This window comes from Gilliamella sp. B3367, from assembly GCF_026536825.1.
GTDB classification, from domain to species: Bacteria; Pseudomonadota; Gammaproteobacteria; order Enterobacterales; family Orbaceae; genus Gilliamella; species Gilliamella apicola_E.
In genome coordinates, this window is the sequence record NZ_JAFNNJ010000004.1 from 77,245 (window position 1) to 91,847 (window position 14,603).

Consider the following 14,603-nt stretch of genomic DNA (forward strand, 5'->3'; position numbering starts at 1 on the left):
TCGTTCCTTACTTTCTTCGCATAATCCATTTTTCAATCAAAATAGGTAATATCTCACTAACTTTCTCTAATAACAAAGTTCCTTGCCCAACTTGATAATGTTGTGGATCTGGGCTAGTAAACATCAAAAGACCGAGGTCCCCAAATTGACCAAATAATGATAATGCAACTGATCCGACATAACCATGCTGCGGTAATAAAAAATCTAATTCAGTTGTGTTTAATTGACCTAAATAAAATTGACTATACTGTAGATGACGAACACGAATAAAATCAAATTGTAATGAATTTAAGGCTAAATGATGATAGCTAGATGGCGCACTAAGTAACCATTTATCATCGAAAAGATATAAATAAGCACCATTGAGCCCTAAATCTTTAGCCCAATTTTTTAAAGATACAATTAATTCATCAATATCTTTTGCTTTAATTAAGTCGAATTGCAATTTCATTAACTGATTAAAAAGCAGCTCATTAGCACTAGCATGCTCCATTAGCATGGTAATTTCAGACTCTAACTGATTAATTTTATTACGCTGTCTAGCCATGTGCCATTCAGGTAACGAAATAATTCCGCGAACTGGATGTGGTACACGCATTCGTTCAATCTGAGCAGCATTACGAATGAAGAAATCAGGATTATCAATGATATACTGACTGACCATTTCATCATTCAATTTGACAAAGTTTTTTTGTCGACGATGAGGCTTATATTTAACTGTCTGTGTTTTTTTAATGACCATAATTTATTTCTATCGTACTCAGTATCAAATCCTAAATTACATCAGTTATTAAATTGAAATATAACCATCATATACATGTGTTGCTGGTCCAGTCATATAAAGGGGTTGCTGATTGCCTTTCCATTCGATAATTAATTTGCCACCAGGTAAATTAACATTTACTCGTGGATTTAAGAGTCCTTGATTAATACCAACTGCGACAGCCGCACAAGCACCAGTACCACAAGCTTGTGTTTCACCAACACCTCGTTCAAATACGCGCAAATTAATATTATTTCGATCGATAATATGCATAAAACCAATATTTGCTTTCTCAGGAAAACGTTCATGTTGTTCTAACAGTGGACCAAGCGTTGATACTTGAGCTGTTAATATATCATCAACCTGAATAACACAATGCGGATTACCCATTGAAGCAACGCCACACAGAACTGTTTGTTCTTGTGCACGAATAATATAAGTTTTTTCTTCTTTAATGGCTTTGAAAGGAATTTTACTCGGCTCAAAAATAGGGGTTCCCATATTAACACGTACGGTTTCATCATCATTAACCGTCAATACAATATTACCTTTCATAGTACTTACTTTTAAAACACGTTTTTTCGTCAACCCTTTCAAACGAACAAAACGAGCAAAACAACGTGCACCATTACCACATTGTTCCACTTCTGAACCATCTGCATTAAATATGCGATAGTGGAAATCGCTTTCTGGCGAATAAGGTGGTTCAACAACAAGTAACTGATCAAAGCCAATACCGGTATAGCGATCTGACATGCGTTTAATCAATTCGCTCGAAAGATGAACATTTTGCGTTAGTGCATCAATAACCATAAAATCATTACCTAATCCATGCATTTTAGAAAAGTTCATCTTTGCTTACCTTTTTTTAATTACCTATTACTCTAATTAAGTTTAATTAATAAAGCGCTTTATTTGCCAAGCGAATGAGTCCATCGCATCACACACTCTTAAAAGATTATAATACTAATTCACCACGCCATAAATCATCAAACGTCTCACGTTTTCGAATTAACTTATGTTGTTTTCCTCCTTCAAGCAAAACTTCAGCTGGACGTGGGTGACTATTATAATTTGACGCCATACTAAAACCATAGGCACCAGCACTACAAATAACCAATAGATCACTTTGTTCAACGGACAACTCTCGTTGATAAGCTAACACATCGCTAGATTCGCAGATTGGTCCAACGATATTGTAACATTCTTTTTTATCAGAACTTTTGGGTTCTCTGACTGGTAAAACTCGCATCCAAGCTTTATAAAGAGCTGGTCGAATTAAATCATTCATTCCCGCATCAACAATAGCAAAATGGTTACCATCTTGATGTTTAGTGTATTCAACTTTAGTAATTAATAAACCAGCATTAGCCACAATTGAGCGGCCTGGTTCAAAAATAATTTCAAGATCAGCATAATTGGTTAATTTCGCAAGTAACTCTGAAGCAAGTGTGGATGCAGAAATAGGTGTTTCATTTTCATAACAGACCCCTAATCCACCACCTAAATCAATATGTTCAAGGTGAATATTTTCTGCTTTGAGTTTGTCAACCAATATTAAAATCCTATCAGCAGCATCTAAAAATGGCGATAATTCTGTTAATTGAGAACCAATATGGCAATCAATACCAACTATCTTAATATGATTTAAACTAGCCGCTTTGCGGTATACATCAAGGGCTAATTGATAACTTATGCCGAATTTATTTTCACGCAATCCTGTTGAGATATAGGGATGGGTTTTGGCATCCACATCAGGATTAATTCTTAATGAAATTGTTGCAATTTTACCTAATTGTTGAGCAATTTCGTTGATACGATATAATTCCGCCTCCGACTCAACGTTGAAACATTTAATACCAACTTCAAGCGCACGTTTGATTTCTTCAATAGATTTTGCGACACCAGAAAAAACTATCTTTCTAGGTTCGGCACCTGCTTTTAGCACCCTTTCCAATTCACCCTGCGAGACAATATCAAAACCGGCACCAAGTTTAGCCAACAAATTTAAAACCGATAAATTACTGTTAGCCTTAACTGCATAACAAATTAGATGTTTCTTATCTTGAAGAATTTGCTGATAAGCAAGAAATTGTTTTGTCATATGAGCAGCAGAATAGACATATAACGGAGTTCCATATTGCTTTGCTAGATCAGAGATAGCGACGTCATCTGCCAATAACTGACCATTACAATAATGTAAAAATTTCATTGAATTATTCCTTTAAGCTATGTTACTCACATCATTAGATTGAACAAATGTCCTTGACTGCTCATTGGGATAATATAGTGGGCCTTTTAAACCACAACCAACTAATGTCAAGATGGCTAATAATATGGAGAATAATTTGATCATTGATTTCATATAATATTCGCAATTCTTTCATTTTGTTATAATGGTCATTATATTACACGATAGGCCAATTGGTGGAAAGAATAAATAAAAATCTCTTAATATTAATATGTTGCTATAAAAGAGTTTAATAATGATCTTAAGGTTAAAAATAACATGTCATTCTGATGCGTTCTGATGACTATTTTTTAATTCGACTGAATAGATAAAGCCCAAATAAGACATTAATTGAGCTTTATATCATATTTTTATTACAGATAAATTAGGAGAATAGTGCATATCCTGCTTGGGATGCCATAGCATTTAGGCTTTGTTGAGCAGTAATAATATTTTGCTTCCAATTATCATCTTTAGCCCACATTTCAATCACAAAAGGAGCACAATAATCCATTAATTTTAATGTATTAAAAATGGCCGGAAAATCAACTTCGCCTTCACCAATAACTAAATCTCGAAATTGCCCAGAATAATTAGATTTAACTTTTTTGGTATCTTTAAGATGAATTTGCACAATATGATCACGACTTAATAATAGTTCGGTGCACACATCGTAATTCCAACCAGAAATATTACCAACATCCGGATAAGCCATAAAGTATGAAGACGGTATTTCCCTTTTCAGAATCTCAAATTTACTTAGTGAATTAAGATAGTCAGTATCCATTATTTCTACCGCTAGCATAATACCTGCTTTTTCTGCTTGTTTGGCACTCCACTGCATACCTTCAATAAAGCGTTGATGGGTTTGATTACTTGCTGGTTCATAATAGACATCATATCCTGCAAGCTGAATGACTCTGACACCTAATTTATAAGCAAGTACTATTGCCTTGTTCATTATTTTTTTTGCTTGTGCACGAATATGTTCATCATTGGAACCGAATGGATATTTCCGATGAGCACTTAAACAAATAGAGTGCAAAGCTATGCCCATTTGTTCTGACAAATGACGTAATGAATAAATTTCATCATCAGACCAATCCAGCCTTGCTCGACGTTCGTCTGACTCATCAATGGATAATTCAATAAAATCGAATCCTAATGCTTTTGCTTCATTAAATTTTTGTTGCCACGTTAAATCATTTGGTAATGCTTTTTCATAAATACCAATACGAGGCGTGGTTTTTTTGATATTTATTGCTCTTTTTGTCATAATCTAAACCTAATAAAAATGGAACAATATGCATTGCAGTTGAATTGACAACTGCAATATACCAATTACCAATATTTAGCTATCTGCTCTCTTAAAGCTTGTGCAGTTTGTTGACCATTTTGGTTAGCAAGAGCACGACCAGCAATAAAGGCTTTCGTTTTGATTCCTGCAAAAAGATGAATATCTTCAGGTACAATACCGCCCGTGATAGAGAGCTCAAGGCCTAAGTCGGAAAGTTGACGCATTTTAACTAAGTCTTCTTCACCCCATCCAAATCCAGCTAATTCTGCATCACGAGAACGATGATAAATAGCTTGCTTTATACCTAACTTTCGCCAGGCTTTGGCATCATCTAGAGTCCAATGACCATATAATTCTATTTGAATTTCTCCATTAAATTCATCAGCAACTTTTTTGCAGGCTTCAATAGTTGCAATATGTGCAGCCGCTGAAACAGTTAACCAATTAGCACCTGCTGAAAAAGCCATTTTGGCTAAAATCGCGCCACCGTCGGTAGTTTTTAAATCACAAACCAAGATATGGTTAGGGTATTTTTCTCTTAACGTTTTAACGCCACCAATACCTGCTCCAAAAGCAAGAATTGTTCCCACTTCGATAATATCCACAAAACCAGCAACATTTTTTGCAACTTCTAAAGCTGGTTGTAATTCTGTTTGATCTAATGCGATTTGTAGTTTAGGTTTTGTCATTTTATTTGCCCTCTTGCATTCTATTTTTGACCATAATAAGCATTCGCACCATGTTTACGAATATAGTGCTTGTCCGATAAAGCTTGTTGAATTTTTATTGTTTGATTAAGTTGACGTGTAGAAATAGCCATCATTGCGACTTCTTCCAATACGACGGCATTATGCACAGCATCTAAAGCATTTTTACCCCAGCAAAATGGAGCATGACCAGAAATAACTGCGCCCGGCATCGCTTTAGGATCGAGCCCGCGTCGTTTAAACTCTTCAATAATCACCAGTCCAGTATTTTTTTCATAATCATTTGCTATTTCGCTATCGGTTAATCGACGCGTACATGGCACATCACCATAAAAATAGTCAGCATGGGTTGTTCCTAAGGCAGGTACATCGAGTTCTGCTTGCGCCCAAATAGTCGCATAACGAGAATGCGTATGAACAATACCACCAATATCTTTAAATGCTTTATAAAGCTCAAGATGAGTAGCGGTATCACTTGATGGATTGAGATGACCTTCGATAATGTCACCATTTAGTGCAACCACTACAATATCATCAACTTTCATATTGTGATACTCGACACCTGATGGCTTAATAGCAATAACACCTTTATCACGATCAATCTCGGACACATTGCCCCATGTAAATGTCACCAAATGATATTGAGGCAATGTTAAATTAGCTGCTAATACTCTTTCTTTTAATGCTTGATACATAAATTAGCCTCCATTTAATGCCTTATCGATGACCGCATAAACATCTTCTTTGTTTTTGCAAGCTCTTAACTTATCAAGATTGACTCCGGTTTCACTGGTTTCATCATCTAACACTTGGGTAACCTCCATTAATCCTTCCATGTGTTGATCTGATGTACTTCCTGCTAAAGTAACAAGCACATCAACAGGTTCTTCTTCGCCATCGAAATAAACTGGTTGATTAAGGGTTACTAAAGCAAAAGCAGTACGATTGACTCCATCTTCTGGTCTGGCATGAGGCATGGCAAAATTAGGTGCAATAATAATATAAGGCCCCATTGTTTTAACGCAGTGAATAATTGCGTCATAATAAGAAGGTTTAATTGCATTTGAAGCGACTAACATATCGGTACCTAATTTGACAGCTTCTTGCCAATTAGCAGCATTTGCTTTTAATAATATTGAATTATTTTCAATTAATGATTCTTTCAAAGCCATCGTTGTACTCCTTTCTTCTCTTTATATTTAATCGATTATTGAGCAAGTACTTTTTTAATAATCTCAATAAGCTCATCACCGAATGTGTTTGGATTAAGCATATTTTGTACACCTAAAGCATGTTGTCCTTCATTAACTTCGATTTCGTGAATCAAGTGTTTTGAAGCCACAATAATGTCAACATTGGGTAAACGTGATTTGTAATCAGTTACCGCGCATGAATCCATCACATTTGCAATACCTTTCTTATCTAGATAATTAGCTATTTTCATTTTCATCATCATTGAAGAACCTTGCCCACTTCCACATACCGCAAGGATACGTATCGGACGACCTTCAGCCACGGCTACTTCATCCATTTTATCTACCACAGCTTCATTAACATCTTGTTGATTATCGTTAAATTCTGGATGATCTTTTTGCATTGCTTCTTCTTGTTTAAGCTGTTTTGCAGCAAAAAACATATAAACTAAAGCTAATGCAATTAATAAATAGATGAATAAATGAGAGAATGATAAGCCTTGTAAAATTGGTGGGAATAAAATTGCCCAATCAGCCATACCCATCCAAGCGTCAATAGGAGTACCATTTTGAGCAAAAATGTGAATTACCCAAGCTGAACCAAATACTTCAATCATGCCCATAACAAAACAGAGTTTCATCACCGCTTTCCAACCACCAAAATGGTTTGCAAAAACACCAATTGTCGCATTAGAGAAGAACATTGGAATAAAACCAGGAATAATCATAATCGGTGATTTGAAAATAAGTAATAAAGCAATCGCTAAAAATTGTCCTAATGCCCCCCAAATAAAACCAAATACCATAGCATTAGGTGAGAATGCATAAATCGCAGCACAATCTATTGCTAATACTGCATTAGGGATCAATTTTTCCGAAATACCTTTAAATGCCTCAGATAATTCAGCTACAAACATTCTTACCCCACCAACGATAACTTGTATGGCAACAGCAAATTTCAATCCTGTTTCAAGAATATAAATAGTCCAATGAGTAGAGCCAGCCATAGTTTGCAAATTATCCAAACCAAATGAGAGCAAAATAATGCCAAAAAAGAATGTCATAACAATTGCTGTAGCAGCGATACTGTCATGAAAGATATGTAACCATTTAGGTAATTTAAGGTTATCAACAGAATTGGCTTTATCGCCTAATTTTGGTGCCAATTTAACAGCAATCCAAGAACCAAGTTGTTGCTGGTGTCCAATTGAAAAACCAGCACCACCAGTCACCGCTTCGGTAGGCTTAAACATCATATTGGAAAATATTCCCCAATATAACGCTGTAATGATTGCTGAATAGATTATTGTTTCCCACATGCCATAACCGAAAAGGAAATAGAATAAAGTAATCAACCCTACTTGTTGGAACATGATATGGCCTGTTAACATTATGGTACGAATACCGGTAATACGACGAAAAATGACTAAAACAATATTAATTGCTAGAGCTAATAAAACCGCATATCCTACCCACGAATACTGATCACCCATACCGTTTTCAACAGCAACCATTGATGCATAAGTGTCAATGATAGATCCTTTAATACCATGATATTCAGCTAATTTGGCAATAACCGGCTTAAAGGTCGAAACCAACACATTTGAACCCACTTGTAACAACATAAACCCAACAATGGTTTTAATTGTTCCTTTTAAAATTGTGGTTATGTCTTTGCGTAAAAGACAATAACCAAGCATTGTCACCAAGCCTAATAACAAAGGTGCTTTCGTCATGACTTGACTATAAAAAATGTAGAAAATGTTATAGATTACTTCCATATGCCCCTCTCATTGGTTATTGGACACTGTTTGCATTACAAATCCTTATTAACTTTTCAATGCAGGATAATTAACGCAATCCAGATGCCACTTATATGGTTGTTTAGTGTGAGGTTAGTTTTTTTCTTAAAACTTTACTCAGTTAATCAATCGTGATTCATTAACTGATATTCATCTTCCATAATCACAATTAATCATTCAATGATTATTTATGATTATTTTGACGTAGATCACTTTTCTATAACAATCAACTGTAAAACTGTGATGGATATCACATTATCGCTAAAAAAAACACCATGCAAATCAAATTATAGCTATATTAATCAATGCATTAAATTATTTCATCTTTAATGAGACATGATCAGCGATTGACAATAAATCCAATGATAATTATTATCACAAATAATCAAATTAGCTCATGATGTTATAAGAGGTTATCAATGAATGAAATTGTGCGACACAACGAAATTGTTGCTTTAGTCAATGAAAAAGGTGAGTTAAAAGTCACCGAATTAATTGAAATTTTCTCCATTTCTCCGGCTACAGCTAGAAGAGATATAACTAAACTTGCTTTAGATGGGCGAGTGCGAAAAGTACGTAATGGTATTTTACGGTTAGAAGAACAAAAACCTATATGGGCACCAATAGATATCAATAATACCGATCACTATCATGAAAAAGCACGCATCGCGATACGTGCAGCTAAACTATGCGAAAGTGATGAAAACGTTGTGATTAATTGCGGTTCAACAGCATTTTTATTAGGGCGCGAATTGTGTGGTAAAAATGTCTCAATTATTACCAATTACTTTCCATTAGCCTGTTATTTAATTGAACACGATCATGAAAACGTCATCATTATGGGAGGGTTATATAACAAAACACAAAATATCATACTCAACCCTATTGCCAGCTTTACAGATTCTTATGCAGCAAAATGGATGTTTACTAGTGGCAAAACATTAACACCAACTGGTCTTTATAAAAATGAGATCTTAGGTGCAGTTGCAGAACAACAAATTTTAGAAAAAGCTGAAAAATTAGTTGTGGTGGTAGATAGCTCCAAAATCGATACTAAAGCCAACTCCGGCATGCTTTTTTGTCCTGTAAATAAAATCGATATTTTAATTACAGGTAAACAAGCGAATAAAGAAGTAATCGATTGCATAAAAGAGCAAGGCGTAGAAGTAATATTAGTTTAACTATTAAATGAAGAAAAGGAACATAGTATGAGTAAAGTGAATGAAATTACCCGTGACTCTTGGATTTTAAACACTTTTCCTGAGTGGGGAACTTGGCTTAATGAAGAGATAGAAAATACGGAAGTTAAACCTAATACGTTTACCATGTGGTGGCTTGCTTGTACGGGAATTTGGTTGAAATCAGCTGGTAACACCAATATTTCTGTCGATTTCTGGTGTGGTACAGGTAAAAAAACCCACGCCAATCCTTTAATGAACAAACAACACCAGATGATGCGCATGGGAGGTGTACGTGAATTACAACCTAATTTAAGAACCAGCCCATTTGTTTTAGATCCATTTGCTATTAAACAAATTGATGCCGTCATGGCGACACATGATCATGCGGACCATATTGATGTCAATGTTGCAGCTGCAGTTATTCAAAATTGCTCACCAGAAGTAAAATTTATTGGTCCTAAAGCTTGTGTCGAATTATGGAAAAGTTGGGGTGTACCGGAAGAACGCTGTATTGTTGCAAAAGTAGGTGAAACCTTACATGTGGGTGATATTACGATTCATGTTTTAGATTCATTTGATAGAACATCACTTGTAACTTTACCTAAAGGTGTTTCATCAACAGATAAATCCATTTTAGATGGGATGAATGATCGTGCAGTCAATTATTTATTCGAAACAACCGGTGGTTCACTCTACCATTCAGGGGATTCTCACTATTCAAACTATTACGCAAAACACGGTAATGATTATAAAATTGATGTTGCTCTTTTATCTTATGGCGAAAATCCACGTGGTGTAACCGATAAAATGACTTCGTCAGATATTTTACGCGCAGCAGAATCTCTCAACACTAAAGTGGTCATTCCATTCCACCATGATATTTGGTCTAATTTCCAAAGTGATCCTCGTGAAATAGAAGTATTATGGGATATGAAAAAAGACCGCCTAGAATATCAATTTAGACCATTTTTCTGGCAAGTTGGTGGTAAATATACATATCCTACTGATAAAAATAAAATGCATTATCAGCACTATCGAGGATTCAGAGATATCTTTACCGATGAGCCGGAATTACCATACCGTTCATTCTTATAAATAAAATTAACACTAATATTTATGGACTTATAGATATCGCTATAAGTCCTTTTTTATGAATAACCATCTGCTTTTATTGAATATTATATGAAAAAAAGCTATTGCAGTTCTCAACTACTATTATAATTTAAGCATTAATGTACTTTTCTCGATCAGGTAGCCAACATTCAATTAGCTGATTAGCACTTTCGGGATAATTCTTCTGTAAATAATAAGAGGCTTTTTGCACTTCATTAATTAGATGTTGATCACGGATTAAATCAACTACTTTGAAGTTAGCTACCCCTATTTGCCTTGTACCTAGAATTTCGCCACTACCACGAATCTCTAAATCTTTTTGGGCAATAACAAAACCGTCATTACTTTCTCGCATCACCTTCATACGTGCTTGAGCTATTTTACTTAAAGGTGCTTGATACATAAGAACACAATGAGATATTGCAGTACCTCTCCCCACTCGCCCACGTAATTGGTGCAGTTGTGCTAAGCCTAAACGTTCAGCATTTTCAATAATCATCAAGCTGGCATTAGGCACATCAACACCGACTTCAATAACCGTTGTGGCAACTAATAATTGAATTTTACCGTCTTTAAAAGACTGCATGACAGATTGTTTTTGATCTGATTTCATTTTGCCATGCACTAAAGCAATAATAAGATGCGGTAAGCGTTCTTGTAATTCTGCAACTAACATTTCTGCAGCTTGAGCATCAAGCGTTTCAGATTCTTCAACTAAAGTACAAACCCAATAGACTTGGCGATTATCAATACAAGCTTGATTGACACGTTCAATAATTTCATCACGACGAGAATTTGGTATCACTATCGTCGATATTGGCGTTCGTCCTGGAGGTAATTCATCTATGATTGATACATCTAAATCTGCATAAACTGTCATCGCCAGGGTTCTTGGAATTGGCGTTGCTGTCATTATTAATTGATGAGGATGACACTCATCTTTAATACCTTTTTCCCAAAGACTTAATCGCTGGTTTACACCAAAGCGATGTTGTTCATCAATAATCACCAATCCTAATTGGAAAAACTTAACTTTCTCAACAAATACGGCATGAGTACCAATTAACATTGAAATTTCGCCTAATTCAATATCATCATATCGTCGTTTTTTATTTTTTGCGGTCAATCGCCCAGTTAACAACTCAACCTTTATTCCTAGTGGCTCAAACCATCGACAAAAATTATGAAAATGTTGTTCGGCTAATATTTCGGTCGGCGCCATTAAAACAACTTGCTTATTATTTTCAATAGCATTTAGAGCGGCTAAAGCTGCCACTAACGTTTTACCTGAGCCCACATCTCCCTGAACTAATCGCATCATTGGAACTGACTTAGCCATATCTTGATAAATATCCTGTACGACTCTTTTTTGCGCATTTGTCGGTTCAAATGGCAAGGAAGCAAGGAAAGGCTGAGAATAACGCTTATTACTATGCATTGGATAAGAATGTTGTTTTTGATTATCAACCTTAATAAACAACATACTTAAATGATAAGCAAGCAACTCTTCAAAAACAAAACGCTTTATTGCTGGATGTTCTCCATCAATAAGCTGATCTACATTCGTTGTTAATGATGGATTATGAATAATATCTAATGATTCAACAACAGATAAATAACCATTGCTTATTGAAACCGGTAAGATTTCAGCTGGTGGGTTTCGTTTTAACAATATTAATGCCGATTGTATTGCTTTACGGATGACATTCTGAGTTAACCCATAGGTAGTTGAATAAATCGGCGTAAATCGCTCTTCGTTTGGTTCAGAAAAACTAGGTGACTCCTCTTTTTTTGATTGAATATTAAATTGTGGGTGAATCATTTCTGGATAATGGCTCCCCCTCTTTATTTCTCCGTAAGCCCTCACCCATTTACCGGATGCCATGGCTGTCTTCATACCCATGTTGAAATTGAGAAAACGTAAAATAGCGATACCAGAATCATCCTGAATATAGCAGAGCAACATTTTACGTTTAGTTGTAATTATTTCACTTTTGATAATTTGACCTAAAATTGTGGTCGTTTCACCAATAGCAACATCACTAATTGCTGAAGATGTCGAACGATCTTCATAACGTAAAGGGAAATGTAATAAGAGATCTTGAACAGATTTAATACCAAGTGCAAAGAATTTTTTTTCTAAACTAGGCCCAATACCAGCTAATTTTGCAAGCGGTATTCGGTTTAGCAAACGATCAACCATAATAACTAATTAATATTACGTGTCACACTCACTACATCTTGTTGTAGTGATAATTTTCGAATTAAATCATTAAGTTGTTGAGTATTCTTAACTTCAATTTGCAAAATAATTGTATAGATTTGCCTATCTTTTTCTTCCGTGTTTAACCATTGAATATGTGCTTTCTCATCATTAATGATAGAAAGAACATGACCTAAAGAACCCTGATTATTAATAATATCTACCCAAATTTCAGCTACAAAAAACTGCTCAATATCTGGTGCCCATTTAAGCGAAATATATTTATCGGGATTATTCTGATAACCACTAACATTGCGACAAGATTCATGATGCACAGTTAAACCTTTTTCAGGGCTAACATGACCGACAATAGGATCATTAGGAATAGGATGACAACATTTTGAAAAAGTAACTAATACCCCTTCACTTCCTGTTATAACTAATGTTTTATTTTCTTCAGATTGATTAAATAAAAGCGCTTTATGTTCAAGGCCTTTGACAATAAAATGGCTCATAATATTGCCTAGCCCTATTTCAGCTAATACATCCTCAAACGAAGTCAACTTAGTCAAACTAACAATACGATCTTTCTGCTTATCAGTTAGCGAGTCGATTCCACCCGATTTAATAAGCGCTAAATTAAGCAATTTACGACCTAATAAAATAGCATCTTCGCGCTTCAAGGTTTTCAATGCTTGTCGAATGCGAGATCTTGCTTTAGCACTAACGACAAAATTAAGCCAGCTTGCATTAGGACGACTTTCTGGAGACGTAATAATTTCAACAGTTTGACCATTGCTTAAAGGTTGAGAAAGCGGGTAAGGTTTACGATCAACTAAAGCCCCAATACACTGGAAACCGATATCAGAATGCACAGCATATGCTAAATCAACTGCTGTTGAACCTTCAGGTAATTGAACAATTCGACCTTTGGGTGTAAAAACATAAATTTCTTTTGGAAAAAGGTCAGATTTAACATTTTCAATAAACTCAAATGAATTACCAACACTTTGTTGAAGTTCCAACAAGCTCTGCATCCAACGCTGGGCTTTAATCTGAGTAGTAGTGTTATTTAACTCATCATTTTCATTATAAATCCAATGTGCAGCAACACCCATTTCTGCCATTTGATCCATATCTTCGGTTCGAATTTGCACTTCCACAGGCGTACCATGTGGGCCAATCAATGATGAATGCAATGATTGATAACCATTCGCTTTAGGAATAGCAATATAATCTTTAAAACGATTAAGTCGAGGTTTATATAAGTTATGGACTAAACCAAGTGCACGATAACAAGTATCAACATCATCAACTACAATTCGGAAAACATAAATATCCATAATTGAATGGAAATGCTGTTCACGAAGTTGCATCTTTTGATAAATAGCATAAATGTTCTTTTCAAGCGCTTCCACTTGGGCATTGATATTCGCTTCAGCTAAACGCCCTTTAATTTCTGATAGAATTTGCTGAATAAGCTCTTTTCTGGTGCCACGAGCAATCTTAACGACTTTTTCAAGAACTTTAGCGCGATTAGGATGCATCGCCGTAAAACCAAGTATTTCAAGCTCAGTTTTAATATGATGAATACCTAAACGATGAGCCAAAGGAGCATAAATCTCTAATGTTTCTTTAGCAATACGTCGACGTTTATCCGGTCTTAATGCCCCAAGAGTACGCATATTATGCGTTCTATCAGCTAACTTAATTAGAATCACTCGGACATCTTCGGTCATGGCTAAAACCATTTTGCGAAAATTTTCAGCTTGAGCTTCTTGTCGGTTTCTAAATTTTAACTTATCAAGTTTCGAAACACCTTCAACTAACACGGCAACATGTTTGCCAAATTTTTGTGTTATATCTTGAAAGGTGACTTGGGTATCTTCGATGGTGTCATGCAAAAGTGCAGCGATGATGGTCTCATAATCCAGCCGCATATCGGCTAAAATGGTTGCTACAGCAACCGGATGAGTAATATAGGGTTCACCGCTACAACGGAATTGTCCTTCATGCGCTTGTTTCGCAAAAAAGTAGGCATTTTGAATTAATTCAACTTGTTTAGCTGGAAGATAAAATGCAACAACCTCTTTTAAGCTTTCAAAATATTGCAT

At 35.4% G+C, this 14,603-nt stretch carries 13 protein-coding genes; 2 read left to right on the forward strand and 11 right to left on the reverse strand.

The window, feature by feature from the left end:
* Positions 1-7: 7 nt before the first annotated feature.
* From J3U23_RS07715 to J3U23_RS07750, 9 genes are all read right to left on the reverse strand, one after another.
* The gene (locus tag J3U23_RS07715) at positions 8-742 is read right to left on the reverse strand and encodes a DUF484 family protein (protein WP_065733837.1); all 735 of its coding nucleotides are present in this window, start codon (positions 740-742) and stop codon (positions 8-10) included.
* A 48-nt stretch (positions 743-790) separates the two neighbouring features.
* Positions 791-1,615 carry a diaminopimelate epimerase gene (dapF, locus tag J3U23_RS07720; RefSeq protein ID WP_065563132.1) on the reverse strand — a complete coding sequence of 275 codons (825 nt, stop codon included), beginning with the start codon at positions 1,613-1,615 and terminating at the stop codon, positions 791-793.
* Between the two features lie 106 nt (positions 1,616-1,721).
* The gene (lysA, locus tag J3U23_RS07725) at positions 1,722-2,975 is read right to left on the reverse strand and encodes a diaminopimelate decarboxylase (RefSeq protein ID WP_065733836.1); all 1,254 of its coding nucleotides are present in this window, start codon (positions 2,973-2,975) and stop codon (positions 1,722-1,724) included.
* Positions 2,976-2,987: 12 nt separating this feature from the next.
* A complete protein-coding gene (lptM, locus tag J3U23_RS12090; protein ID WP_267330634.1) occupies positions 2,988-3,128 on the reverse strand; it encodes an LPS translocon maturation chaperone LptM in 141 nt (46 codons plus the stop codon).
* 250 nt (positions 3,129-3,378) lie between these two features.
* Entirely contained in the window at positions 3,379-4,269 is an 891-nt protein-coding gene (locus tag J3U23_RS07730) for an L-ribulose-5-phosphate 3-epimerase (RefSeq protein WP_267338937.1), read from the reverse strand.
* Positions 4,270-4,334: 65 nt separating this feature from the next.
* A complete protein-coding gene (locus J3U23_RS07735) occupies positions 4,335-4,979 on the reverse strand; it encodes a 3-keto-L-gulonate-6-phosphate decarboxylase UlaD (RefSeq protein WP_065563135.1) in 645 nt (214 codons plus the stop codon).
* Positions 4,980-4,999: 20 nt separating this feature from the next.
* Positions 5,000-5,692 carry an L-ribulose-5-phosphate 4-epimerase gene (locus tag J3U23_RS07740; protein ID WP_267338939.1) on the reverse strand — a complete coding sequence of 231 codons (693 nt, stop codon included), beginning with the start codon at positions 5,690-5,692 and terminating at the stop codon, positions 5,000-5,002.
* Positions 5,693-5,695: 3 nt separating this feature from the next.
* Entirely contained in the window at positions 5,696-6,169 is a 474-nt protein-coding gene (locus J3U23_RS07745; RefSeq protein WP_065563137.1) for a PTS sugar transporter subunit IIA, read from the reverse strand.
* 35 nt (positions 6,170-6,204) lie between these two features.
* Entirely contained in the window at positions 6,205-7,971 is a 1,767-nt protein-coding gene (locus tag J3U23_RS07750) for a PTS ascorbate-specific subunit IIBC (RefSeq protein WP_065733832.1), read from the reverse strand.
* Positions 7,972-8,411: 440 nt separating this feature from the next.
* On the opposite strand from J3U23_RS07750, the gene ulaR reads away from it, so the two are divergent.
* Positions 8,412-9,173 carry an HTH-type transcriptional regulator UlaR gene (gene ulaR, locus J3U23_RS07755; RefSeq protein WP_065563139.1) on the forward strand — a complete coding sequence of 254 codons (762 nt, stop codon included), beginning with the start codon at positions 8,412-8,414 and terminating at the stop codon, positions 9,171-9,173.
* A gap of 27 nt (positions 9,174-9,200) precedes the next feature.
* The gene (ulaG, locus tag J3U23_RS07760; protein WP_065733831.1) at positions 9,201-10,268 is read left to right on the forward strand and encodes an L-ascorbate 6-phosphate lactonase; all 1,068 of its coding nucleotides are present in this window, start codon (positions 9,201-9,203) and stop codon (positions 10,266-10,268) included.
* 127 nt (positions 10,269-10,395) lie between these two features.
* Here the strand turns inward: ulaG and recG are convergent, their stop codons facing one another.
* The gene (gene recG / locus J3U23_RS07765; protein WP_267338940.1) at positions 10,396-12,489 is read right to left on the reverse strand and encodes an ATP-dependent DNA helicase RecG; all 2,094 of its coding nucleotides are present in this window, start codon (positions 12,487-12,489) and stop codon (positions 10,396-10,398) included.
* Between the two features lie 5 nt (positions 12,490-12,494).
* Complete coding sequence (spoT, locus tag J3U23_RS07770) at positions 12,495-14,603, reverse strand: bifunctional GTP diphosphokinase/guanosine-3',5'-bis pyrophosphate 3'-pyrophosphohydrolase (RefSeq protein ID WP_220225826.1); 2,109 nt, start codon at positions 14,601-14,603, stop codon at positions 12,495-12,497.